Source organism: Anaerobiospirillum sp. NML120511 (assembly GCF_023050955.1).
Classification (GTDB): domain Bacteria; phylum Pseudomonadota; class Gammaproteobacteria; order Enterobacterales; family Succinivibrionaceae; genus Anaerobiospirillum.
Map to the genome: position 1 here is coordinate 1 of NZ_JALKIK010000024.1, position 26326 is coordinate 26326.

13 protein-coding genes are annotated in these 26326 nt (G+C 53.6%); 9 read left to right on the forward strand and 4 right to left on the reverse strand.

The features are described from left to right. Positions 1-254: 254 nt before the first annotated feature. Entirely contained in the window at positions 255-1166 is a 912-nt protein-coding gene (locus tag MXE39_RS07895; protein WP_246977129.1) for a flagellin, read from the reverse strand. Between the two features lie 544 nt (positions 1167-1710). Then, positions 1711-3405 (reverse strand): hypothetical protein, encoded by a 1695-nt coding sequence (locus MXE39_RS07900; protein WP_246977128.1) that lies wholly within the window; start codon positions 3403-3405, stop codon positions 1711-1713. Positions 3406-4553: 1148 nt separating this feature from the next. On the opposite strand from MXE39_RS07900, the gene MXE39_RS07905 reads away from it, so the two are divergent. From MXE39_RS07905 to MXE39_RS07945, 9 genes are all read left to right on the forward strand, one after another. Further along, on the forward strand, positions 4554-5729 hold the full coding sequence (locus tag MXE39_RS07905) for a Gfo/Idh/MocA family oxidoreductase (RefSeq protein WP_246977127.1): 1176 nt from the start codon (positions 4554-4556) through the stop codon (positions 5727-5729). 1106 nt (positions 5730-6835) lie between these two features. Further along, the gene (gene leuA / locus MXE39_RS07910) at positions 6836-8437 is read left to right on the forward strand and encodes a 2-isopropylmalate synthase (RefSeq protein WP_246977126.1); all 1602 of its coding nucleotides are present in this window, start codon (positions 6836-6838) and stop codon (positions 8435-8437) included. A 658-nt stretch (positions 8438-9095) separates the two neighbouring features. Beyond that, on the forward strand, positions 9096-10184 hold the full coding sequence (gene leuB, locus MXE39_RS07915) for a 3-isopropylmalate dehydrogenase (protein WP_246977125.1): 1089 nt from the start codon (positions 9096-9098) through the stop codon (positions 10182-10184). A gap of 1162 nt (positions 10185-11346) precedes the next feature. Next, a complete protein-coding gene (gene leuC / locus MXE39_RS07920; protein ID WP_246977124.1) occupies positions 11347-12756 on the forward strand; it encodes a 3-isopropylmalate dehydratase large subunit in 1410 nt (469 codons plus the stop codon). Between the two features lie 26 nt (positions 12757-12782). Next, the gene (gene leuD, locus MXE39_RS07925; RefSeq protein WP_246977123.1) at positions 12783-13397 is read left to right on the forward strand and encodes a 3-isopropylmalate dehydratase small subunit; all 615 of its coding nucleotides are present in this window, start codon (positions 12783-12785) and stop codon (positions 13395-13397) included. A 597-nt stretch (positions 13398-13994) separates the two neighbouring features. After that, positions 13995-15134: a hypothetical protein gene (locus tag MXE39_RS07930; protein WP_246977122.1), complete on the forward strand. Its 1140-nt coding sequence runs from the start codon at positions 13995-13997 to the stop codon at positions 15132-15134. 1115 nt (positions 15135-16249) lie between these two features. Next, the gene (locus tag MXE39_RS07935) at positions 16250-17050 is read left to right on the forward strand and encodes a MetQ/NlpA family ABC transporter substrate-binding protein (RefSeq protein WP_246977121.1); all 801 of its coding nucleotides are present in this window, start codon (positions 16250-16252) and stop codon (positions 17048-17050) included. 495 nt (positions 17051-17545) lie between these two features. Continuing rightward, positions 17546-21013, forward strand: a complete 3468-nt coding sequence (gene uvrC / locus MXE39_RS07940) for an excinuclease ABC subunit UvrC (RefSeq protein ID WP_246977120.1) — start codon at positions 17546-17548, stop codon at positions 21011-21013. Between the two features lie 764 nt (positions 21014-21777). Next, complete coding sequence (locus MXE39_RS07945; RefSeq protein ID WP_246977119.1) at positions 21778-22755, forward strand: flagellin; 978 nt, start codon at positions 21778-21780, stop codon at positions 22753-22755. A 1164-nt stretch (positions 22756-23919) separates the two neighbouring features. Here the strand turns inward: MXE39_RS07945 and MXE39_RS07950 are convergent. Continuing rightward, complete coding sequence (locus MXE39_RS07950) at positions 23920-24687, reverse strand: DUF2057 family protein (RefSeq protein WP_246977118.1); 768 nt, start codon at positions 24685-24687, stop codon at positions 23920-23922. Between the two features lie 399 nt (positions 24688-25086). Next, on the reverse strand, positions 25087-26238 hold the full coding sequence (locus MXE39_RS07955) for a porin (protein ID WP_246977117.1): 1152 nt from the start codon (positions 26236-26238) through the stop codon (positions 25087-25089). Between the last annotated feature and the right edge of the window lie 88 nt (positions 26239-26326).

A 26326-nucleotide genomic window follows, 5' to 3' on the forward strand; every position in this document is an offset into this window, starting at 1 on the left:
GTTCAGAGGGGGTGGGGATGATCGGAGGTCGGGGATCGGAGGAGGGGCAGAGATGGCTGGTTGCCTTAATTTTTATCTTTTATCCGGCATGGCAAGGGGGTTGAGCCTTGATATGATATTGATAATCCCTGGTAGATTGACGTGTTTTTGCCTGTCAAAGCTATTCGTCTCTCCTCACGGATAACAGGCAGCAAAAAGGCGGACCATGGTCCGCCTCGATGAAAAGAGAGAAAGATTATGTTTCTGGTTTTGTATTACTGACCTAACAGGCTCAGCGCAATAGTAGGACGCTGATTGGCCTGGGCCAGAACGGTCTGAGAAGCCTGCTGGATGATGTTATTCTGAGTCAGTGCAGCGGTCTCAGAGGCAAAGTCAGTGTCTCTTATGCGGCTGCGGGCATCAGACTGGTTTTCGGAAATATTAGCCTGATTACGGATAGTGCTTTCCATTCGATTTTGTAAAGCACCAAGGCCGGCACGCTTGGAGTCTACAGCCTGGATAAGCTTGTCGATATTCTCCAGGACATAGGTAGCTTTTGAGGCTGTTTCTACAGTGAATACAGCCACATCTTTGTTGTTTACCTTAACAGTGGTGAAGCCTTTCTTCATTTCGGCCTTTACACCAGCCTGACATGCAATTCCAGTAAGATGAAAAGCTAATGACCAGTTCAGTGACAGTGTGTTGCCAGCATTTGCGCCTACCTGGAATTTAAGCTGACCATTAGATGGAATAAGACCAACTTTGGCTCCATCAAGAATTGCCTGACCGGCAAAAGTAGTTTGCTGGGCAATACGGCTGATTTCCTGGGACAGCTGGACTACCTCTTCCTGCAGAGCCTTACGGTCTGCAGCAGAGTTGGTGCCGTTGGCAGACTGTACAGCCAGCACACGGATACGCTGCAGCATGTTGGTAGTTTCGTCCAGGGCACCTTCGATAGTCTGAGCCAGTGCAATGCCGTCGTTGGTATTACGGTTACCCTGATTTAAACCATTAATCTGAGTTGTGAGACGATCTGAAATCTGAAGACCGGCTGCGTCATCCTTGGCGGAGTTGATTCTCAGGCCTGATGAGAGGCGCTGGTATGAGGTGTTTAAGCTCAGAGTTGCATTACTCAGCTTGCGCTGAGCATTGATGGACGACACATTCGTATTAACGTACAGGGCCATTTCTTTTCTCCTTATCTGGGTAGAAAGAGCGACCTTTTTATCAGGGTCGTCTCTGTTCCATGCATCTATGCAATGGAAATATTGAGCAGAGCTTTCTACATATCGTTAAAGAGCGTTTAGCAACATGCAGGCCAAAATTACTCATGAACATATTTATGAGTCTTTTACAATGCTTTCCAAAGCCCATGTAATTACAGTTTAGTGCATGAGCAGATCAGTGCTCATATTGTCCTGCTTAAATGGTATTTGGATACCTTGTATTGATTGCTTTCAGTAAAACACACAGACAGGAGGCTAAATGGCATTTTTTTGCCGATTACCTTTATCAATGTGTGTCTTCTTCGTATTTATTCTGTCATTCCATATATGCGTATGAATCAGTTTAATGTAAACCGATGTGGTCCGGTCATTTTACGATTTATGAGTAGCGCAAATACAAAGGGCTGACCCTGAGGTCAGCCCTTTGTATTCAGGTGCGGACTTGCATCCGCCATTGACTTGCATCCGCTATGGCACTGTTATGTCATTTCAGTGATTAACCGGCCTAAGGAAACTTAAATGGGCCATTGTAATCAGACTCTTCTGGCGGAACAGTCTCTGTAGGAACGTTTGACTGCTGAGCAGGTGCGCCATAGCCCTGGTACTGCTCAACTGGCTGGTTATAGTTTTGAGCTTGCTGGGCTGCCTGCTGGGCCTGCATGGCCTGTTGAGCCTGTTGAGCTTGCTGGGCCTGTAGAGCCTGTTGATCCTGGAGAGCCTGTTGAGCTTGCTGGGCCTGGAGAGCCTGTTGAGCTTGGAGAGCCTGTTGAGCTTGCTGGGCTTGGAGAGCCTGTTGGGCTTGCAGTTCCTGCTGAGCCTTCATGGCCTGAAGCTGCTGCATCTGCTGCATTTGCTGTAATTGCAACTGCTGTTGCTGGTCCTGACTGGTCTGGGCAGCGGCCTGCTGGGCTGCATGCTGCTCTATTTGCTGGGGAGCATGGGCCTGCAGGGGCTGCTGGGCCTGCATGGCCTGCATCTGCTGCATTTGCCTGATTTGTTGCTGTTGCAGCAGATGAATATCCTGTTGCTGGGCTTCAGCCTGCTCTAATGGCTGAGGAGCTGGCTGCGGCTGGGTGGCAATCATCTCTTCCTGCATTGGCACGGCTGGCTGAGGCTGAACCTGATTTGGCTGCTCAGGTTGTGGCTGTGGCTGCATCTGCAGCTGCTCAGGCTGTTGAGGTTCAGGCAGCTGCTGACTGAAGCTCTGAGCAGGGAAGGCCTCTGCCGGGGCATTAGCCTGAGCCTGAGAGTGGTCATAGGCTGTGTCGTTAAAGGCAGGAGCAATATCTCTATTAGCCTCATAGACAGGCTGACCAAAGGCAGGATCTGCCTCTCCCGGGAACTGGCTTGTTGAGGCTGGCAGCAGACGATCCTGCTTTGCTACAGGCCTGGCAATGGCAATGAGCTCTGCCAGTGGCACCGTGGCCTGACCATCACGAAGATGGGCCTCATAGGTTCTTTCAAACCATGACTGAGGGGTAAGACCAATGGCAGCATGATCCATGAACAGAGTAGCTGAGAAGTTGTTCTGGAAGTGGTTATTGATGCTGTTGTTGGTAGTCAGGAAGCCGTAAAACCTGCCTGAAGGATCAACAACAGCAGGTGGATTGGAGGCAAAGCGGTTCCATGGGCAAACCTTTGACTGGACATTGCCAAATTCAAAGTGAGTATTCCACATACTGAAGTCACCACGATTAGAGCCATAAGGGCCCTTCATGTTCCAGATAGAGATGTTAAAGCGTGGCGAGCAGTTGATACAGCCCAGGAACTGGTTGAGCTGAGTATTTCCATAGAGCAGCAGAGGCACTTCACCTGCCTCAACTATGTTCTTGATTTCCTTGTTCTCAAGCTCAGGATTAGGGGTAATGCTGAACTGGATCTTCTTATGAAAATCTGCCTGTTCTTTGGCAATTTTCTGCTCTTCAGGTGACAGCTGAGCGCCTGGATTGACAGGCTGGTCGGCCTTTTCAGGCTGCTGCTGAGGTGGGGAGCTGTAGCGCGGCCCCTGGATGGTATAAGCGCTGGCAGGGTTGCTCAGAAGCACGCATGAGCAGACAGCCATACCGACAGCACTTCTCAGAGCACGACTGAGCAGTGTGACCGATGGCAGCAATGATTTGCCAGGTAAATTAAGGGCCGGAAGAACAGAGTTTCTGTGAGCGGCCTTGCAGGCCAGAGTGGCTGACACTTTTGCGGACAAGATCAGACTCCTGAAATCAGCATTAATGCGGATTAGCAAAAACTTTTGATGTCTCTAAACATGGACAGGAATGTATCGTCAGTGGAAAAGCTGACGCAAAGGGCATGTGACCTCATTCCAGGAATAAACTTTAATTGTAGATCATCAAAGCCTGCTTATACAGATTTATTGAGGTTCTGATACAAGTTTGTGCCGTACAGACAGCATTTTTGTCAATTTTTCAGGCCTTAGCTCACATAATTCAATGTAACCGTAACGGGAAAAAACGTTAGGCAGATCTCAATTTTAATAAGTGACCACCCTGAGGCTGTGAACTATTATCCCAGGGGCTGTCTAACATCTATAGATATTAACTTTTGAGTCTTGCGCAGAAGCAAAAACGCCACAGGCCGTGGAGTATGGCCACTATTTATGGCAACAGATTAACAAAGGTTGATGGATGTGTTGTATTATTGCAGCCTGTTACTGTCGGTAAGAAAGGCTGCTGGACGCATCAGCATGACCGGGCATCTGCTGCATGACGCAGGCCCTGCAGGCCCTGATGGCCCTTGAGGGGCCCCGTAGACGGTGCTGTGGATGCTGGCAGCCTGAGGCTCGTGCTGGTGCCCGGGCTGCAGCGGAAAAGCTCCTGATGCTGCGGTATAATCCAAAGCCCGCCATATATCGGGCTTAATCCATATCTCTGAGGCTGCCCTCTGTATGCAACTGCTTTGAGTGGAAGCGGCTCAGGTTTTCAGTACACGAAATTTTCGTTGCGCAGCGCAGCACTGCTCAGCTGCATTTCTGACAGTTATGATCTGCCCAGGACCTGAAAAGGTACGCATAAAGCAAATGGCATAATTTGCAGCCGGTGTGGTGCTGCAGCAGATGCGGTCATAAGACCGCAATGGGGCGCAGCTCCAATTCGGGCTGCCCCACGAGGACAGGCGGCTTTGCCAGCCGTTATGGGCCCTGCATGCAGGAGCATCTGCAGTATGTGCGCTCGCAGAGAGAATGCCTGTATGCAGACACGTTTGCATGAATACATGCAAACCTGTCTGACCTGCATGCCGTCCATGCCATTTCTGATATGCACAGACGCAACTGTTTACCAATACAGCCGCTCCTCCTGGTGGAGACGCTGAGGCATTGATATTTAAGGTTTTAATATGGTGAAGTTACGCATTGCCCTGGTAGGTACCGGTAATATTGCCAGACAGCATGTTGAGGCAATTCTTGAGTGCAATCAGGAACTGGTCGGTGTCTGTAACCACAACATTGAAAAGGCCATGCTGTTTCTGAGCTCTTTTAGTGGCCGTGAGGGTGTTCCTCCGGCAGAGCTCTATACCACAGTGTTTGACGAGCTTCCTTTAATGCTCGATACAGTCAAGCCTGATCTGATCTATGTAACCACTCCTCACATAACTCATGTGGATATTGCCTGTCTGGCTGTGCGCCGTGGTATTCACTGCATTATTGAGAAGCCACTGGATATTTCCCTTGCCAAGTCAGCTTATCTGCTCGAAGAGGCTCAGCGCACTGGAGCTCTGGTTTCTGTAATTTCTCAGAGCCGCTTCTTCCGTCCTACTGAGCGCATCAAGAACGCTATTGATGATGGCCGCATTGTTCCAGCTTTCGGTATTGTCAATGTGCAGGCCTGGCGTGATGAGGCTTACTACCGCTCCAACACCTGGCGCGGCACCTGGGAGTATGAAGGCGGCGGTGTGCTGGTAAACCAGTCTGTGCATGAGCTCGATCTGCTCTGCTACTTCCTTGGCAAGGTATCCTCTGTTTACGGTATATGGCGTAATGTAAACCACCCTTACATTGAGGTGGACGATACCGCTCAGGCCATTGTTACTTTCGAGTCCGGTGTAACAGCCTCCGTCATTGTCTCCAACAGCGTCAATCCTGCTCAGAGCACCTGTGTGCACATTGTAGGAACCAATGGCCATACCCTTGGTATTAAGACCCATGGCGGTGTTGAGGCTGAAGCCGGTATCAGACCAAGCAGCTTCCACCCATGCAATGACGTCTTCACTCTTGAAAGTGACGAGACCATGGCCAATTATGCCCGCAGCGATTATGAGGGCATTACTCCTGAAAACTTCTCCCATCACTTCTTTGCCGAGCAGTTAAAGGAAATGATTCACGCCATTGAAAATAAGCGTGATGGCATGAATGTCCGCCTGCGCAACTCCATTGAGTCAGCTCAGGGCTGCATGCTCATTGCTCAGGGCATTTACCTCAGCCAGAAGCTGGGCCGTCCAGTTACCCGCAAGGAAATCCTTGATGACTCCATGGCAAGACTGGTAGCTCCACAGAATGCTGACGACAACGCCTAAGGCTCACCGGTCCTGACAGGCTAACAGGCCCATCATGACCTGCTGACCTTCTTACAGGCTGCGGGGCTACCGGCTCGTTCGGCTGTCGTGGTACGGCTGCCCGGGGCAGGACTGACCGGGATAGCCAAGGTGCCAGGCTGTTCAGGGCCGGGCCTGGTGGCGGTCTGAAGGGACGCAGATGAAAAAGGCAGTTTCCTTTGCCGGGAAACTGCTTTTTTTATGGTTTTGTGCTGCATGATGGTGCCCATGGATGCATTATTTTGGGGCTGGGTGGGAAAAATAAGGGTGCAAGTGGCCCAAATGCGCGTTTTTGTGGTGCAAAAGGGCTTTCATATTTGAGCTTGCTGCCAATGACCTGTAAGCTGATAACCATCAAATCGAAACATCAGCTGTTTTTACTGTTACTGCAGGGCACAAGCCCAAGGCCTGTTGCCTTAACCACCACCACGCAGCAGTAACTGGCAGGGACTGCATACCGTCAGTCGCGGCAGCTCCTCACAACGATCATCGCCACTGGAGGCAATATTCATGTTTATCCTTACCCTGATTCTTCGACTTATTAACTGAAGTTGCCAGGGTATAGTGTGACCATATTCTTAATTGTCAGACGAAGATGATCTTAATCGGGACCCTGAGCATCAAGCCAAGGTCCTTTTTTTATGCCTTTTTAATCTGCAGCTGCACATACTTGCCGCACAGAAAGCCGGTACCGCAGGGCGAAATACCCGCCCGGCAGGTAGGTACGGCAGGGCGAAATACCCGCCCGGCAGGTCAGTCAGGCAGGACGGAATATCAGCCTGACAGGCTGAACCTCCTGTCAGGCATGACAGCATGGACGGCAGGCAGACACAGGCCTTATATGGCTGTGAGTGCCGGTGCAGCTGTAATAAACAACCAAGTCCATAGGAGTCATCAGTCTGCCCTTGCGGCAGCAGCATGAGCCCGGGCTCCCACAGACGGCAGCGTCGGCCTGATGACTGGCGGCCTGTCAGGTGGCGCTGAGCCGATTGGCTCAGGGTCGCATGCCTTGGCCGGCAGGGCCGGTAGGGCCGGGAGCCTGGTGAAGCCGGGCGGGCTGATGGGGACGTCAAGTCAGGATCTTAATTATGGAAAACAAAGACAAAAATCGAGTGATTATCTTTGACACCACACTGCGCGATGGTGAGCAGGCTCTGCAGCAGTCGCTAAATGCAAAGCAGAAACTGCAGATTGCTCTTATGCTCGAACAGCTTGGTGTTGACGTAATCGAAGCCGGTTTCCCTGTTTCCTCTCCTGGCGATTTCCAGTCGGTAAAGCTCATTGGCGAAAACCTCAGGAACGCTGTTCCTTGCGGTCTGTCCCGTGCCGTTGACAGGGACATTGATGCAGTACGCGATGCACTGTCAAACTGCGAGCGTTTTCGTATCCATACCTTTATTGCCACCTCAGACATCCATGTTCAGGACAAGCTGCGCAAGAGCTTTGATGATATCTGCGCCATGGCTGTAGCAGCCGTTAAACGCGCCCGCAACTACACCTGTGATGTTGAGTTTTCCTGTGAGGATGCCGGCCGTACTCCAATTGATCATCTGTGCCGCATGGTAGAAGCCGTGATTGATGCTGGTGCTACCACTGTAAATATCCCTGATACCGTGGGCTATACAATTCCGTCCGAGTTTGGCGGCATTATCAACACTCTGATGAACAGAGTGCCAAATATCGACAGGGCCATTATTTCCGTGCACTGCCACAATGATCTTGGTATGGCCACCGGCAACAGCCTGGTTGCTGTACAGAACGGTGCCCGTCAGGTTGAGGTGTGTATGAATGGCCTTGGTGAGCGTGCCGGTAACTGCTCTCTTGAGGAAGTTGCCATGGCTCTGCATACCAGAAAGGAATTCTTTGGCGGACTTTACACCGGCATTGTTCCTGAAAACATCGCCCGCGCCTCCCAGATGGTAGCCGGTATCTGCAATGAAAAGGTACCTCCACACAAGGCCATTGTAGGCTCCAACGCCTTTGCTCACAGCTCAGGTATCCATCAGGACGGTGTGCTCAAGAACCGCAGCACCTACGAGATCATTACTCCTGAGAGCGTAGGCTTCAAGGAGAACAATCTGCATATGACCGCCCGCTCCGGCCGTCACATGATTAAGTCCCGCCTCAATGCTCTGGGCTACAGCGATGAGACCTTTAACCTTGATGATGTCTACAGCCGCTTCCTTGAGCTTGCTGACCGCAAGGGCAAGGTATTTGACTACGACCTCGAGGCTCTGCTCTTCCTTGGCCATGACATGGAAGAGAAGACTCAGTTCATCCTGGAGAAGTTAAATGTCATCAGCGGTGACAGGGGAGTGATTCCAACTGCCTCTGTAAAGATGAAAATTGGTGATCAGTGTCTGACTGACGCCGGAATCGGCGATGGTCCGGTGGATGCCGTATTTAACTGCATTACCAGACTGACCGGCATCGACTGTGAGCTTGTTGACTATAATCTGTCAGCTACAAGTGAGGGTATGAACGCGCAGGGCCAGGTGGATGTAGTAGTGTTATACAGGGGACGAAAGTATTACGGCAAGGGACTTTCCACTGACGTAATTGAGTCTTCGGCCCTGGCCCTTATTAATGCCTGTAACAGTATTTACCGCGCTCAGATAATCGAACTGGAAAAGGAGCATGGCGAAGGGCCGGGACACTGTGACGGTCGCTGCAGCTTAAACGAGCCTTAAGCGCCGGCCCGGTGTCAGCAGGACAGACGTAAGGTCAGTCAGGCGAAAGACGTAAAGTCAGCCACAGCCGCTGACTAAATGTCAGCCACAGCCGCTGACTAAATGTCAGCCACAGCCGCTGACAAATGTCAGCCACAGCCGCTGACAAATGTCCGGCAGTAAGACAGACAGTGGTGTGACACCAGGCACTTTATTGAGCATGAGCACAGCATATCAGCTGCAGGCTCATAACCACGCACGGCGCGATGCCGTGCACTGAACAATACACAGATACAGGTCAAGGTACTTAAAGTGGGGCAGTAAAAGGACAGTCTTTATCACAGGAGCATTGCCATGCATCAGGTATGACGGCAGCTCCATGAGGTACAGGCCCCGTAGAGAACAGTTTTTCCGGGCGTAACTGAGCATAAAGGCAGGCTGCAGTGCCTATGCAGTGCAGTGGTGCCATAAGCCGCAGAGGCCGCAGAGACCGCGCCTGAGCAAGGTACGGATGCTCTGACATGGCCTTACCGGGCATTACCTCATGCCCCATGACCCTTTCCATGGTGACAGGGCAGACCTGCCTCCATGGTAATGGAACGCTCATGGCAAAAGACTTTCAGGCCCGTGTCTGATGGCAGCCGGTCCCACAGGACCTTTCAAACAAAAGGATAAAAGTATGGAATATCAGATTGCAGTATTACCAGGTGATGGTATTGGCCCTGAAGTTATGAAAGAGGCCATCAAGGTGCTTGACTGTGTCAGCGCCCGTGCCGGCTTTACCCTTAAATATGATTTCAAGGATGTAGGCGGCGCTGCAATTGATGCCCATGGTAAGGCCTTACCGGCTGAAACCCTGGCTGCCTGTGAAAAGGCCGATGCTGTTCTCTTTGGTTCCGTTGGCGGTCCAAAGTGGGAGTCCCTTCCAGTTCAGGAGCAGCCTGAGCGTGCTGCCCTGCTGCCACTGCGCAAGCACTTCAAGCTCTTCTGTAACTTCCGTCCAGCCCGCATCTTCCAGGGCCTGGAGCACTTAAGCCCATTACGTGCTGACATCTCTTCCCGTGGCTTTGACATTCTGTGTGTCCGTGAGCTCACCGGCGGTATCTACTTTGGTCAGCCAAAGGGCATGGCAGGAGAGGGGGCCGAGGAAAACGCCTTTGACACCGAGATTTATCACCGCTACGAGATTGAGCGTATTGCCCGTGTAGCCTTTGATGCTGCCCGTCTGCGCTCAAAGCGGGTTACCTCCATCGACAAGGCCAATGTTCTGTCCAGCTCAGTATTATGGCGCAAGGTAGTTGATGAAGTTGCCGCTGACTATCCAGATGTCGCTCTCAACCACATGTACATCGACAATGCCACCATGCAGATGGTCAAGGATCCATCACAGTTTGACGTGGTCTTATGCAACAACATGTTCGGTGACATTCTTTCTGACGAGATTGCCATGATCTCAGGCTCCATGGGCATGCTCTCCTCTGCCAGCCTCAATGAGACCAGCTTTGGTCTGTACGAGCCAGCAGGCGGCTCTGCCCCTGACATCGCCGGCAAGGGCATTGCCAACCCTGTTGCTCAGATCTTAAGTGCAGCCTTAATGCTGCGCTACTCCTTAAAGCAGGAGCAGGCCGCAAAGGATATCGAAAACGCCGTCAGCGCCGTCATGTCCTCTGGCCGCTACACCTGTGATCTGGTAAAGAAGGGCGAACCATTCCTGTCCACTGCCCAGATGGGCGATGCCATTGTCGAGGCCATTAACAAGGGCTGCTAACCAGACCAGCCATACCAGTCTGCCAGCACACTGTGCCCCAACAGATCTGCCATACCAGTCGGCAAGCACACTGTGCCCCAGAAGACTGCCAGATCAGTCTGCCAGCACACTGTGCCCCAGAAGACTGCCAGATCAGTCTGCCAGCACACTGTGCCAGATCAGTCTGTAAAGCCAGACTGTATGGCAGAAGGGCTTACCAGCCCGTCCCGCCCCTTAATCAGTGGGCATCAATTCAGGTCTACCGACCATGATGACCCGGGCCGCAGTGCCTGGTCGCCCTCAGGCAGCAGCGCCTGAGAGCAGGATCACAGCCACTGTCTCTGCCCGGGCTGCGCCCCGGACAGTACACTTGCAGCTGTGCGCACAGGGCTTACCGGCCCGTCTTTTTGATCGTGCCCTTATCGGGGCAGACTACACATCAGGTTCACGCTCGGACCACTGACCTGAAATCATCTTTTCAGGTATTAACGCTATTGTTATTACTCCCCTATAAAGAGGGAAATACGCACCCCAGTGCCGCAAGGCTCACGGACCGCTGACATCAGGACGCACCAGCTACACAGACAGTGCCTGAAACAGGCCCGCTGACATCGGTCAGTACTGAGCCCTGAGCATTGAAGCCAGAGCCGTGCAATATCTTTGTTATTGCACACTGTCATGGTTCTTATCAGCTTTACGGCCGTACTGGAGGTGCCTTGGCTGCACCGGTTTTTCCTGACCTTTCAGTCAGGACTCTGCATGAGCAGTCCACAGGTCCCACACTCTGTCTCTGGGCAGATAGCATGCCCTCATGGCCAAGGCCATGACCATGCTCTGACATTACAGGATACCCATGAGCTGCTCAGCACTATGGAGATCATGACCTGGCACCTTGCTGATGTCTGGCCGCCCGGCCGGAGCACTCGAGGCCTTTGCCATAAGGACAGCCCGAACAGCAAGGCCAACCCCTACAGTAAGGGCTGCCCGGACATCCCGTCCCGTCCACAGCGACAGGACCTGCCAGTCCATGCAGGCTCCTGGCCCGGTCAGGGCCAATGCCCAGGACTGGGCAGAGCTGGGCGGGGCAAGTCAGAGTCAGGCAGGGCAGGCTGAGCCGGCCGCATGGCCTTTGGGCTTATGAAATGCCTGTGCAGCACACCATTGGAAATTACAGGTTTTACAAATGGGCAAAACGCTTTATCAGAAGGTTTACGACAGCCATATTGTCTATCAGGCTGAAGGTGAGTTACCTACCTTGTATATTGACCGTCACCTCGTACATGAAGTGACCTCCCCTCAGGCTTTCTCCGGCCTTGAGATAGCTCATCGCAGGATGCGCCGTCCTGACCTTACCCTGGCAACCATGGACCACGATGTTTCCACTCAGGAAAGCTCTATCGAGGCCTGCTCGCCTATGGCGCAGGATCAGATTCGTACCCTTATAAGCAATACTGAAAAGTTCGGTGTCAAACTCTTTGGACTTGGTGACCCTAATCAGGGTATTGTCCACATTATCGGACCTCAGACCGGCTTTACTCTGCCAGGTACTACCCTTGTCTGTGGTGACAGTCATACTGCCACTCATGGTGCCTTTGGCGCTCTGGCTTTTGGTATTGGTACTTCCGAGGTAGAACACGTCATGGCCACCCAGACCCTCAAAAAGGGCCGTCTTAAGACCATGAAGATTTACTGCCATGGCACCATGCGCCCTGGTGTTTATGCCAAGGATCTGATTTTATACATTATCGGAAAGCTCACCACGGCAGGCGGTACCGGCTATGCCGTAGAGTTCTGCGGTCCGGCCATCAGCGCTCTGTCCATGGAGGGCCGTATGACCCTGTCCAATATGGCCATTGAATTTGGTGCTCCTGTAGGTATGATTGCCCCTGATGAGACTACCTTTGAATATCTGCGCGGCCGTATGATGGCCCCTCAGGGTGAGGACTTTGACCGTGCCGTAGAGCACTGGAAGACTCTTTACAGCGACGAGGATGCTGTCTTTGACAAGGTGGTTGATATCAATGTCGATGATATCGAACCTCAGATTACCTGGGGTACCAACCCAGGTCAGGTAACAGGTGTCTCTCAGGCCATTCCATCGGCTGCAGAGCAAAGTGATCCCGTAGTGCGCAAGAGCCTTGTGGATGCCCTTGAGTATATTGACCTTAAGGAGGGGCAGAAGCTCACCGGCGCCCGTGTCGATGTGGCCTTCATAGGCTCATGCACCAATGGCCGTATTGAGGACTTCCGTGCCGCAGCTCAGATTTTAAAGGGACATAAGATTGCCCCTGGGGTACGTGCTCTGGCCGTTCCGGGATCTGCCTGGGTAAGAGCACAGGCTGAAAAAGAGGGCCTTGATAAAATCTTTATCGAAGCCGGCTTTGAATGGCGTCTGCCAGGCTGCTCCATGTGCCTTGCCATGAATGACGATCGTGCTCAGGCAGGTCAGCGCGTAGCCTCCACCTCCAACCGTAACTTCGTAGGCCGTCAGGGCAAGGGCGCCCGCACCCATCTGATGAGCCCGGCTTCAGTAGCAGCCTGTGCCATCAAGGGCCAGCTGTGCGATGTGCGCGAGTTTATTGAGCAGAAATAACAGCTGAGAAGGTCAAAGAGGTTCTCATGGAAAAGTTTACCGTCCATACAGGTGTGGCTGTACCTTTAAACTCAGCCAATATCGATACCGATCAGATCATACCCAAGCAGTTTCTGCTGGCCACTACCAGAAAAGGTTTTGGAAAGCATGCTTTCCACGACTGGCGCTATCTTGATGATGCCGAAACTCAGTTAAATCCTGACTTCAACCTCAACAAGCCTGAATATCAGGGCGCCTCAGTGCTGGTAGCTCAGGATAATTTTGGCAACGGCTCCTCACGTGAGCACGCCCCATGGGCCCTTACCGATTTTGGCTTCCGTGCCGTAATCGCTCCGTCCTTTGCCAGTATCTTCAATAACAACGCTCTGGGTAACGGCCTGCTGACAGTCAAACTCACAGGCGATGAGGTCAATGAAATCATCACCTTCCTTGAAAAGAGCCCAGGTGAAAAAATCACCATCAGCCTTGAGGACATGACAGTACTGTGCAATGGCAAAAGCTACAGCTTTGAGCTTGATGACTTCTACCGCAACTGCATGTTAAACGGCCTGGACAGCATCGACCTGACCCTGGAGCACGACGCGGACATTGCCCGCTTTGAAAGCAGCGCCCTGTCCTTCATGCAGCCCGTCTCAGGCTAAAGCACCAGCTACGCCCCGGCAGCCATGGCCGCCCTACTGGCGCCAGCAGGCACCTGCCGGTCCGGCGCAGCCGGCCGCCGGTCACTCAGGCGTTGCAGCGCAGGCAGCCGTTCCGTCCGGCTGCCACAGCGCCCGCCCCGTGCTGCCAACGCCCGCACCGGCAGCCACAGCGCCCGCACTGACAGCCAGCCCGGCTGTATCAGCGCCATGCCTCCGGCATAGCCCGCCATCAGAGCTCAGCTCTGACAGGCTGCACGCTCAGCTTACAGCTGCACAGTAACGGCACCACAGGCCCCTGTACCCAGCCTCTGGCTTAAGGTAACAGGGGCCTGTCCTTTTTCTGCGCTCTGCAATCATGACGGAATGGCAATGTAAACAGTCATGACCGGACGTCAGGACAGCCAGGCATGCGCTTTCAGGACAGTACTCCCAGGGAGTGAGACTTAAACCGAGCAGCAGAAGCCCTGGCCTGATGGCTTTAGAGCAATATGGTGGGAGCTTTTAGCCGGGACTGCACACCGGCCATGGCTGTTGTGGGGGCGCGCGCACAGATCTCCGGGCATGGTTCAGATATGATCAGGACCAGAGGAGATTTACATGACTACGAAAAAACTTTGCAGCCGTACTGCAGCTCTGGCCATTGCCGGAGGTCTGGCTCTGGTTATGACCGGATGTCAGTCCAGTACCACAGGTGCTCAGAGCACCTCACTTTCAGTACCCTCCCAGCTCTGGGCCCATGATGCTCAGGGCAGGATAATACGTACCTCCTGTGCCGCACTTAAGGCCAGCTCTCAGGATGAGCAGATGAGCAATCAGACCCTGTACCGCAATGCAGTTAAAGATGCCCTTACAGTAGAGCCTGAGGAGCTGTTGCCCCTGGTAAGCCTTAATCGTGGTGATCCCATGGTCACATTTGACGAACAGGGCCGGGTGCTGCTGCTCACCGTCCACGCTTTTCCTGATTCCTATCCTCAGGACAGGGACATGAAGCTGCAGTTTCAGTGCTGGACCTTTACCGATAAGGAATTTGCCGCCTGGTTTGCCGTAAATGACCATGATGTGTCTGACTGGAGTGTGCGCGTCAATCAGATGCTGGGTATGCCTGCTGATCGCTACAGTACCCATGTCACTGCCATGTGGGTAAATCCTGATGACGTTATCCGTCCTGCCTATCGCTCAGATGTTCATAATTCCCGTCCGGCTGATTCCTTTGCCACCGTACATGCCGAGCTTGAAAGTCAGAAAAAGGCCGACAAGACAGCCGTAGCCGCCGGCCTGCATGGCAGCATGCATGACCCGATAATCTTTGAGAACTGGTTTAACTCCCGCATTATTGCCTCCTACTTCTCACAAAAGGAATATCCATGGACCCGCCTTGGCTACACCTACGACTGGCTGCATGCCGTGCGTGCCGATGGCCATAATGGCAGCTGTGAGTACGGTGTCAGCGAATTTCTGGTGCCAGTAGACACAAAGGTCAAGGTTGCCTGGACCCTGCCCCTTGCTGACTTCATCACCAAAGTAAGAGACCAGATCACAGCAGGTGAGCACAGGCCAGCGGCACCAGCTGCCCCCGCCACTGCAGCTGCTGCCGCTGCAGCTGACTCTGCGCCAGCAGCCGCTCCGGCCACCGCTCCGGCTACCAGGCCTGAGGCCCCAGCTCCAGCACCGGCAGCAAAAACTGAGGCAGCCACAAAGTCTGAAGCATCCTCTCCAGCACCATCAGCAAAGCCATAGGCCTAATACCGGTACCCGCAGCTGAATCAAGGCAACCGGGCCAGCTGCTCACGACAAAGCAGCTGCGCCAGCACATGCAGCTGAATCTCAGGTTACCAGACCAGCCGGTAAGCTCCAGACAGCAGCAGGCAGTACCGCTGCATACAGGTATGCCTCCCTTATCTGAAGCTGACAGTGCTCAAAGCTCTCTAAGTCAGACCTTATCGACTTTTACTGACAGTCGGGAGCTGGTTAGGCCGGCACCTGTAAGGCCAAGGAAGCAGTCACGCTGCCTGTCAGGTGGAAAGGAGTGAGTGAGGTATCTGACTGCCGATCCTGAGCATCCGGTGGTATTCAGGCTGGAGGCTTACAGCTCACTGGCTGTTGTGAGGTACAGGGGCAGCAGGCTGAAAGTCATGAGGGCCCTTATTTGCTGTTCATGCTGGCGTCAGGTCATCACTGAGCTGAGAGTGCCAGCTGTGACAGCAGACAGGCTTATACGCCCGGATATGCGAGGAGTCGATCAGGAATGCAGCCGAACATATACGCCCGGATACGCTATGAACCGACCGGATCTGCAGCCGAACATATACGCCCGATTATGCTATGAAATGACTGGACCTGCAGCCGAACATATACGCCCGGATATGCTATGAAATGACCAGAGAGATAACTGTCTCTGGTCGTTTTTTTTGACTCCCTGTACAAGGGGCGAGGTCGTGGTGGGCGGGCTTAGTCGTGGCATCTGCATTGACAGTTATGATTCTATAGGGGGGTGAGTGGGGGATTGTTCGTTTTTGGTGCATATTTGTGATCTATGACGCAATCCCGGAGTGAAGTCCCTGTCCGGGTATGCTTGCCCCGGCTGTATGTCTGGCTGCAGGTCAGGCCTGTCAGGCCATTTCTATGGGATATCCGGGCTGCAGGGCACATGTCGGGTGCGCAGCTGCATGCGTCCTGATGCAGGGGCTGAGATGTGCGTCATTTTGGGGATAACAGGCGTGACGGGTACGAGGTACTCAGGGGCTGGCTTGTTTTTGTTTATTTTGGGGTGCTATAGTTTTTGCAACCCGCAGCGATGCGGAATCAGAATTTCACTTTTTCAGGAGGCGCAGTTAACTGCGCAATATTTAGTCATGAAGCATACTTTATTAGCCGTTTCTCTTGCCGCTGCCTTATTTGGCGGTCTTTCTGCAGCCAACGCCGGTGTTCTCAAGGTGGGTGCCACTCCAGTTCCTCATGCTGAGATTCTCGAGTACATTCAGCCAGCTCTGGCCAAGAAGGGCGTAGAGCTCAAGATCACCGAGTTCAATGATTACGTTCAGCCAAACCTGGCCGTATCTGACGGTGAGCTCGACGCTAACTTCTTCCAGCACCAGCCATACCTCGACGTATTCGTTAAGGACCACGGCTCTGATCTGGTAAACGTTGCCGGTGTTCACATTGAGCCAATGGGCATTTACTCCAAGGGCATCAAGAAGCTTAAGGACATTAAGGAAGGTGCTTCCGTTGGTATCCCTAATGACCCTACCAATGGCGGCCGTGCTCTGTTATTACTGGCCAAGGCCGGTCTTATCAAGGTTGCCAACCCTGATGATGTAACCGTTACTGTTCTTGATGTAGTTGAGAACCCTAAGAAATTAAAGTTCCAGGAGCTTGAGGCTGCCCAGCTGCCACGTGCTCTGCCTGATGTGGACTTTGCTGTTATTAACACCAACTACGCCCTGCCAGCCGGTTTAAATCCATTAAAGGACGCTATCTTCATTGAAGATGCCGACTCCCCTTATGTAAACATCCTCGTGGCCAACTCCAAGAGCGCCAAGAACCCTGATCTCAAGGTTCTGATTGATGAGCTGTCTTCAGCTGAGACTGCCAAGTTCATCACCAAAAAGTACAACGGTGCAGTAGTTCCAGTTGCAGGTCAGGACAAGAAGTAATTCTGAAAAAACAGTGCTCACAGCCTGACAGACCATCACACAGGTGGCGGCTATCCACCTGATGGGCTCAAAGGCTGCACTGAGCTTCTCCTGACTGCCCCTCCGGCGGCTATACGGAAGGGATAAGAGATCAGGAGTGCTTTCTGGCTAAAGGGCAGACCGGGTAACCGGCCTGCCCTTACTGCATTTGGGCCCGGCAAAAAAAATCCCGCTGATTGTACCCATCCAGCACCTGAGGTAGGTAGCTCAGGCCTCAGAGAGACTGTCCTCAGCCCCTGGGGCAGCACTAAAGCACAGAGCAGAGCTCTTAATATCTAAAGCACAGAGCAGAGCTCTTAATATCTGAGGAAGTGAGCAGGTAAGCAGGGGGCATGGGGCGGCAGACTTTAGCTGCAATAAAAAAATGGCGCGCCGGGGCTCACTGTCAGGGCCTGTCCTGTTAAACTTGCCGAATATTACCATCAGCGGGCTCAGGCCCTTTATTGGAGCGACAAGATGAGAACCTTCAGGCAGGAAGTGCAGCTGGCATCACTGGCCAAAGCCGGGCAAAAACGCCGCAGGGCAGCGCAGCTGGCTCAGGGCAGTGACAGTGATTCAGGCAGTGCCGGTGCTGCGCCTGAAGGTGAGGCTCATATTAAGCCTGATGCACAGGATGAGGCCATGGCAAGGGATCAGGCTCCTGTCAGGGACAGTGCTCACTGTCATGACCTGGCCTCTGATCATGGTGTTGACTGTGCTCTTGCTGATGACAATCAGCCTGCTGCTGGCAGGACTGCAGGTGCCGGCCAGGGCTCTGAAGCTGCCCGTGGTGCCGGGGCAGCCCGTGCAGCAGGTTCAGCCCATGGAGCAGGTTCAGTCCATGGAGCAGGTGCTCAGAAGCCGGGTCGGGTACCTGGTGCCCGCAGGAGCCGTGCTGCTGATGATGCAGAGGTGCTTGACGATGATGATGGCCTTAGTGATGACAGTTTTATTGAGTCCATGGATGTCAGCCGTCCCTTATCGCCATTGAGCGGTGCGGCACGGCGCTCGCGCAGCCGCACCACTGACCTCAGTGCGCTTAAAAAGGGTAAGGCGGCCCTGAGCGCAGGTGCCACCGGCAATGCTGCTGGAGCGGCTGCTTCCAGTAGTGCCGCCGGCGCAGTAGCTGATGCCGGGGCAGTAGCTGGTGCTGGTGCAGGTGCCAGCGCAGGCACTGTGGCAGGCTCTGAGGCCTGTGACGGCTTTGGTTCGGCCTTAAATGCCAGTGCCGCTGTGGTCCTGGCAGCTAAGGAGGCGGCAGCTGCAGCAGCGGCTGCGGCTGCCGGTGGTGCCGCAGCAGAGGAGAACTGTGCTGACGGGGCGGGAGCTGATGAGGCGCAGGCGGCTGCAGCCTTTGATTACCGTGACTTTTTGAAAACTGTGCCGGGACTGCCGGGCTGTTACCGCATGTACAACAGCAAGGGTGAGGTTATCTACGTAGGTAAGGCCCGTAATCTTAAAAACCGTCTGAGCTCCTACTTTCTTAAAGATCAGACCATTAAGACCTCAGCTCTGGTATCTCATATTGCCAGCATTGAGTTTACCGTTACCTTTTCCGAGACCGAGGCTCTCATTCTGGAAAATGAGCTCATCAAGAAATATCAGCCTCACTACAATATCCTGCTGCGCGATGACAAATCCTATCCTTTTATCCTGCTGACCACAGCTCATGAGCATCCGGGCATTTACTTTCACCGTGGTGCCCGCCGCAAAAAGGGTGATTATTTCGGACCTTTCCCGGACTCAACAGCCGTTAAGGACAGTCTGCGCCTCATGCAGCGTCTCTTTCCTATCCGCCAGTGTGAAGATACAGTCTATGCTCACCGCTCCCGTCCCTGCCTCATGGCCCAGATAGGCAAATGTCTGGCACCGTGCGTGCCCATGAGTGAGGAAAAGACCCGTCAGTACCATGAGCAGGTTGAGCTTATCCGTCTGTTCTTACAGGGACGCAATCAGGAGCTGCTCACCACCATGGTCAAAAAGATGGAAGAGCATGCCCTGAACATGGAGTTTGAGCAGGCAGCCGTACTGCGTGACCAGCTGACCACCTTACGCCGCGTTCAGGAAAGCAACAGCATTGTGTCAGGCATTGAGCATCCCGTAGACATTATCGGTTATGCCATGGCCGGCGGCATGGGCTGTATTCACGTGCTATTTATACGCAATGGCCGTGTCTTTGGCAGCCGCTCCTTCTACCCGCGTCTGTCCGACCAGGCACGCAGCAGCCGTGACCTGGTGCTCTCCTTTGTGGGCCAGTTTTACCTCAACGATGAGCATCCTAACCTTATCCCTGATGAGGTAGTGCTCGACCTCGACTACGACCAGCCGCCAGCAGCCCCGGCCGCCGCAAGTGCAGGCGCCGCCCGCACAGGCTCCGCCGTTGCCGCTGACTTACCGGATGAATCAGCAGGCGGCCTGTCCTCCCCGGCAAACTCAGATACTCAGGACGCTGACAATGCTGCTGTCGACAGTGCAGCCCGGGGCATAACAGTAAATGACTTTGGGCAGAGCAGTGGCCCTGACCACAGGATTTATGAACGCCCGGTCAGCAAGGATGGCGACTTTAGCGAGGCCCGTGAGTTTATCGACCGCATAAGATCGATGGAGCTTGAGCCGGGCAATGAGGCTGACGACGCAGACTGCGCCCTCACAATCGATTATGAGGCCGACAGCCATGCCTGTGCTGAAGACGCTTACGACGATGGTGCTCTCAGCTCAGCCGCTGCAGTGGCAGCAGCCGACGACAGTAAGCAGGGCTCTGATACACCAGAGCTGAGCGCAGACAGTACAGACAGCGCAGGTGCTGCCAGCTCACGCCGTGGCCATAAGAAGAAAGGTGCTGATCTGGACGGAGCAGCTACTGACAGCGGGGCTGAAAAGGCCGGCGTTGCTGATGAAAGAGCGGCTGAAAAGTCCGGCGCTGCTGCTGAAAGAGCGGCTGAAATGGCCGGCGCTGCTGATGAAAATTGCGGTGCGGGCGCAGCTGACAGCGCTGATCCTGTTTCTGAGCTGACAGGTGAGATGGACAGCGCTCAGGACGCTGGTGCGGATAGCGGTGCTGAGGGCGCCGCCGGCAGCGCTAAGAGTGAGCTTGAGCTCATAGGCGCGGCCATTAAGGCACGCTTTGGCAAGACACTGCGCTTTAACCGGGGCAGCAGGGGCGCAAGGCGCAAGTTCCTGCATCTTGCAATGACCAATGCCCAGGTATCGCTCGACTCCAAAATGGCCTCCAGTGCCACAGCCCACAGACGTATTGAGGACCTGGAAAGACTGCTTGGTATCAGCGGTATTGAGCGTATGGAGTGCTATGACATCTCCCATACCATGGGTGAGCTGACCGTAGGGTCATGCGTGGTCTTTAACCGTGAGGGGCCGGACAGCTCCCGCTACCGCCGCTATAACATCGAGGGCATTACCCCGGGTGATGACTTTGCGGCCATGCATCAGGTGCTCACCCGTCGCTTCCGTGACCCTGATGGCAGTGAGTGCCCACAGCTGGTCTTTATTGACGGTGGCCCGGGACAGCTGGCGCAGGCCGAAGAGGTGCTGAGCGCTGCCTTTGCCGGTGCCCGCACCCCCATGCCTGTGATTGTGGCTGTTGCCAAGGGCGAGGGCCGTAAGGAGGGCCTTGAGACCTTAATCAGGGCCTTTACCCATGAGCGCATTAATCTGGGACTTAACTCACCTGCCCTGCAGCTGGTAATCCATATTCGTGATGAATCGCACCGCTTTGCCATCACCGGTCACCGTAACCGTCGCTCCAAAGCCCGCCGCACCTCAAAGCTTGAGTCTGTAAGCGGCATTGGTCCAAAGCGCCGCCAGGCTCTGCTTAAGCACCTGGGCGGCATGCAGGAGGTGATGCGCGCCAGTGTCGAAGAGCTGTGCAAGGTCCCGGGTATCAGCCCCAAAATGGCCGAGCATATATACAACGAGCTGCACGGCTGACATCGGCGCGCTGCCCAGCGCAGTCCTGACGCCAGCACTGCGCCCGGCACCGGCACTGTGCCGCATCCAGGCATGAAGCCACCGGCGCCGGGCCGCGACAGGCATGTAATTAGCGTTAAACTGCCTACTGGTGGCCAGGCCGGCCGCCCCTTTATCAGTGCCAGGCCAGCGCTGCCCCGCTATGAGTTATTGCGGGTGGCAATTAAGAACGCGTGTGCGGGCGCTGCTGTACCTGTGGTTTTAAGTCTCAGCCTGACAGGCTTTACATAAGTGCAAAGCACTCATAAGCATGAGGGGCATGATGCTGTTGCCGACGCAGGTGGGGCTCCATGCAGGGGCACTTTACTAAAGAGGATACACAGTGTCCTTGCTGTATTGTTATGACACAGGCAGGGCAGCTGCAGGTTATGGCCGAAACTTCCTGATTTTACCAGGTGCTGCCAGGCTGGTTTTAGAAAGCATATGGCGCTCACAGCCGTGCCAGTCAGGCGGGGATGACCCGCATTTATTATCTGGTGAGATAGGAGACTGGTACTTTATGTGCGAAAAACTGACACTTTATAAGAGGCAAAGCAGCGCGGACCTGGCACGCTGTGATGAAAAAATGGCGTAAAAAAGGCAAGGCATAATGTAATTTTATGATGTTGGCACAATTGGTGCTCTTACGGGGGTAATGAGAGAAGAATTAATCTTCTGATTGTGAAATTGGAAGTCAGGATTATGTGGTTTTGCTCCCCTTAGTTCCCTGACTAAGTGAGAAACAAATGGCACTTTACGTTAATACCAATGTCAGTTCCATCAATGCCCAGCGCAAATTGTCGAACTCCACCCTGGCTTTAAACACCAGCTACCAGCGTCTCTCCTCAGGTCTGAGAATTAATTCTGCCAAGGACGATGCCGCCGGTCTGCAGATTTCCGACCGCCTTACCTCTCAGATTAACGGCCTCAATCAGGGCAACCGCAACACCAATGACGGCATTGCTCTGGCCCAGACCATCGAAGGTGCTCTGGACGAAACCACCAGTATGCTCCAGCGCATTCGTGTGCTGGCCGTACAGGCAGCCAACGGCACCAATTCCGAGTCAGACCGTAAGGCTCTGCAGGAAGAAGTGACCCAGCTGTCTGATGAAATCACCCGTATTGCCCGTCAGACCACCTTTGCCGGCCAGACCGTTCTTAACGGCCCACGTGATCCAAACAACAATAAGGATCACCTTAAGAACCCAAACAGCTTAATTCCAAGCGGTGCTAATAACCAGGCAGCTAAGATTGTTTTCCAGGTAGGTGCCAATGCCGGTGACGTGCTGTCACTGGTGTGGGATAAAGGCTTCTCCATGTCAGGCATTGCTGCTCAGGCCGGTCTGACTGCCGGTAATAAGAATGCTGGCAATGGTCTTTACATTCCTGATGGCGCTGGCGGCAGTGTTGTAAGATGGTCCGTATCTACCGCTCAGACAGCTACCAACACTCTGGCCAATATCGACAAGGCCATTCAGGCTGTTGATACCAAGCGTGCTGAGCTGGGTGCTCTCCAAAATCGTATGGAAAGTACTATTCGCAACCAGGCTTCCATCTCTGAAAATGAGTCTGATGCCCGCAGCAGAATCAGAGACACAGATTTTGCCGAAGAGACCGCAGCCCTGACTGCCAATAACATTATTCAGCAGGCTTCCCAGACTGTTCTGGCACAGGCCAATCAGCGTCCTACCATTGCTCTGAGCCTCCTTAGTCAGGGCCAGTAAAATACAGAATTTGCTTAACGAATTATTTCAAGGCGGGGCTGGTCCCCGCCTTTCTTTTGCCTGAAAGAAAGCGTCTCAAGACAGACGTTACCGTGCCGATGAAGCACCATGAGGGCAAGAACATGGTACAGATGCAATGGCAATAGCAAGAGCAAAACAAGGGTAAGAGCATGTGAAAGAGCTGTGGCAGTGCCAATAGCAGGGGCAGTGTCAAGGGCAAGAACAGGGACAGCTCAAGGGCAAGAACAGAGACAGGGCAGGAGCGACAGCGCAAAGAACAGCAGCTTACGCTGCATTCATCAGATCTGAAGCCTGTGGCAGCCTGAGCCAGTTTTCATTTCAGCTGCGCTGAAACAGCGGATACATGACTGCAGGCCCAAATGACTTAGTCCCAGCATTGGCAGTGCTGCAAGCTCCTGGTTCTACCGGGTCTCCTTGCCTCATGAGCCGCAGCATTGTGCATTAGCCCGGCATGCAGGGGGCTGTATGGTATGGCAGCAGCCACATAGAGGCAGAGGTAACACCCCCGATAGCGGGCATAGTATCCTGGCTGTAAGGCAAACGTTGCCATTGGCCTGGGGCTCTGTCAGTGCCCGCTAAAGTACCAGGAAGTGATTTATTTGCTCAAATAATCCTGTGATTAAATACCCTCTCAGGGCTCATGACGATGATTTTGCTGCAAACGTGTGCAATATGGTGCAATGCATGAGTAATTCTCTGGTAGTAAATTTTGGGAAGCAATTGCTGTACAGGGCTCAAAATTATGGGCACAGATGCGGTCAACAGGGCTGCCGGTTCAGCAGTGGCAGCAGTGGCAGAAGTGGCAGCAGGGCGAGGCGTGGTGGTACTGATAAGCCTGCGTTCCTGACGATTGAGGGGGCCAGAATGGCTGGCTGAGATCCGGGTCGGTTGTTATGACTGTCCTGATGGCAGGGATGATTGACGGCCTGACGGTCGAGGATGCTGGAATTGCTTGCGCTGATGGCTATGACAGCCGATGTCCGGGATGAACGGGATGAGGAGCGGGATAGCCAGGATGAGAGGGATAGCCAGGATGAGCGATGGGGAGCTGGTGTGGGGGATTGCGGAGGGGCACAAATGATAAGGCCCTCCGGGGGAGGGCCTGTGCGCGTCAGCGCTGTAATCATGTCCGCAGGGTGCTTATCAGTGGGACATGATGTACTTTACGAACTTGAGCTTGGTGGCGTCGTCAGCTGCCTCGTAGAGCTGAACCAGCTGGTCAAATTCAGCGTTCATTACTGTAGCTGTGTTGGCCTTCTTTGAGGTGGCCTGAACTGTAGGAGCGGCAGCGGCAGCACCTGCAGCAATGGCAGCGGCTGATCCACCCTCGCGGGCCTTGACGGTAGGAACGTTTTCAGCGGTTACACCGGTGCGGTCATCGTTGGCCATTTCAGCAAAGACCTTGGCCGGAGCGTACAGACGGCCTACGGAGGCCAGATCCTCACGGTAGTCACGTAAGATGGCAAAACCGGAATCAGAAGTCAGGATGTAGTAGCTGGCCTCCTCTGGGGACAGGGCAGCTTTGGTACTGGCATTGATCAGGTTGATCTTCTGGGAGCGGGTGTAAGCCTCAGCCTCGCGATTGTCGCGTGGCATATTGTAGGTAAAGGTGTATTCGGCGTTGTCAGGAATGTTGGCAATATCTACAACGATTGGATTGGCAGCCTGGTAAAGACGGGAGTCACGGGCGTTGCCAAAAGTGCCTTCAAACAACATCACAATCTGGTGACGACCTGGGCTGAGAGTAATGGTACGGCTGAAGCGGTTGTAACCGAAGTCAGACTTCTGGCCATCTACCAGCTCTACAGAATAATTCACAGGAACCTTAAATGATGCAGCATAAGCGCCTGAAGCTAAAGCTAAGGCACCAGCTAATGCGCTGACTTTAAGTAAAGCACCCAGTTTGGACATGTTGAAGTTCTCTAAAAAGTTAATGTTTAGCGCGGAAATGATACCACAGTTCTAAGGCAAATAGGATAGTGCCTGATTAAGATGGCTAAAATACGGTGGTTTCTGGCGCCGCGTGTGTATTAAAAGCATTTGTGCCGCGACCTGACATCCGGGTGTGCACACCATTTCATGGACGGTATCTGGTCCAGGAAGGTCTCACTGCCTTATCTGGGGATGTCTGAGGACAGTGATATCAGCCAGGCATACCATGGCATGGACGGCATTCGGTCCCTGGACGGCACCTGGTCCTTGGACGGCATTCGGTACTTGGATGGCATTCGGTCCTTGGACGGCATCTGGCCCATGGACAGACAGTACGTCCTCATACAAGGATACTGACAGCAAATCGGGCAACATCCGTCAGAATGAATACTGCAGGCCCGCTGCCACCTTGTCCTCATTCCAGTTAAGGGTGCGGGCAAGGTCTGCTCCGTAGAACTGGGCAGTTTCACTGTCAAGGTCAAACTGAGCTTCAGCAAAGACCTTTACGGCCGGGGTGATATTCCAGCCCATGCCCATGGTCAGAGCTGACAGTACCTTTACAGACTCATATTGCTTGTGTCCATAGCCAAGGCTCAGCCAGACACCGTTTTCAAAGCTGTAATTGACTGCCGTATCCACGGTATAGATGTGGTGATGCAGATAGTCGTAAGCAGTGGCACTTAAGACGGCTGCAGCATACAGTCCCTGACCGAGGCTGCCGTATGACAGAGAGGCACCGTATTCCTTTTTGCCTCCAGGGGAAGTATGAGCGGCACGTTCGGCAGCTGTGGCAGCATCATAGCCGTCAGCCTGCATCATGGTGGCAAAGAAATCATGAGAGGCCGGGGTTACAGCCTGAGTGTATTTGAACTTGTAGTAGTCAATACCGTAGGAAAGGGTTACCTTGTCTCCAAATTTGGTGGAGATGGAGGCGGCCAGGCCATGGTCAATGGTCATGGGAGTATGACCAAGAGGCTCGCTGGCAAAGAGCCAGGAGAACTTGAGATCCCAGCTCAGGCCACGCAGAGAATACATGATCTGGGCAGGACGCTGATTACCGAGCATATAGTAGTCTGAAGCGCTTGTGTCCAGTACAGTGAAAATGTCTGTAGCACCGACCACATTATAGTAGGCACCATCGCCGCGACCGGCCATTAAAGTACCGTACTGCCAGGCATCAAGACCGGCAAACAGATATTCAGTATCGTTAAGGGCGCCTTCATTGCCATTGGCATCAACACCGGTTTCCCACTGGGCCATCATAATGGCATCAAGACCGGTGGCAATGCTGCTGCGGGCACCAAGACCCAGGCGGGCGGAGCTGTATGAGGTGGTTTCATTGAAGCTGTTGCCGGTAAGGTCGTACCATGCACCATCGTTTACGACCATGGTGCGGACGTGGCCAAAGAGATCAAGGGAGACATTTTCCTGATCATAGACACGGGCTGCCTGGGCAGGGGAAAGAAGTGAAGCGGTGACAGCAGTGGCTGCAACTGTGGCAAGACATTTGGAGACGGATAAACCAGGCACACATGCTGTCAGTGATGAAAAGCGCATATAAATACTCTGAATGGACCTGCAGCCTGAAAAACAGGGAGCTGCCAACAACTATATGGCT

Excerpts from the sequence above, each read along its gene's own strand:
- MXE39_RS07895 (WP_246977129.1), bottom strand. The coding sequence starts at position 1,166 with ATGGCCCTGTACGTTAATACGAATGTGTCGTCCATCAATGCTCAGCGC.
- MXE39_RS07905 (WP_246977127.1), top strand. The coding sequence starts at position 4,554 with ATGGTGAAGTTACGCATTGCCCTGGTAGGTACCGGTAATATTGCCAGA.
- leuA (WP_246977126.1), top strand. The coding sequence starts at position 6,836 with ATGGAAAACAAAGACAAAAATCGAGTGATTATCTTTGACACCACACTG.
- leuB (WP_246977125.1), top strand. The coding sequence starts at position 9,096 with ATGGAATATCAGATTGCAGTATTACCAGGTGATGGTATTGGCCCTGAA.
- leuC (WP_246977124.1), top strand. The coding sequence starts at position 11,347 with ATGGGCAAAACGCTTTATCAGAAGGTTTACGACAGCCATATTGTCTAT.
- leuD (WP_246977123.1), top strand. The coding sequence starts at position 12,783 with ATGGAAAAGTTTACCGTCCATACAGGTGTGGCTGTACCTTTAAACTCA.
- MXE39_RS07930 (WP_246977122.1), top strand. The coding sequence starts at position 13,995 with ATGACTACGAAAAAACTTTGCAGCCGTACTGCAGCTCTGGCCATTGCC.
- MXE39_RS07935 (WP_246977121.1), top strand. The coding sequence starts at position 16,250 with ATGAAGCATACTTTATTAGCCGTTTCTCTTGCCGCTGCCTTATTTGGC.
- uvrC (WP_246977120.1), top strand. The coding sequence starts at position 17,546 with ATGAGAACCTTCAGGCAGGAAGTGCAGCTGGCATCACTGGCCAAAGCC.
- MXE39_RS07945 (WP_246977119.1), top strand. The coding sequence starts at position 21,778 with ATGGCACTTTACGTTAATACCAATGTCAGTTCCATCAATGCCCAGCGC.
- MXE39_RS07950 (WP_246977118.1), bottom strand. The coding sequence starts at position 24,687 with ATGTCCAAACTGGGTGCTTTACTTAAAGTCAGCGCATTAGCTGGTGCC.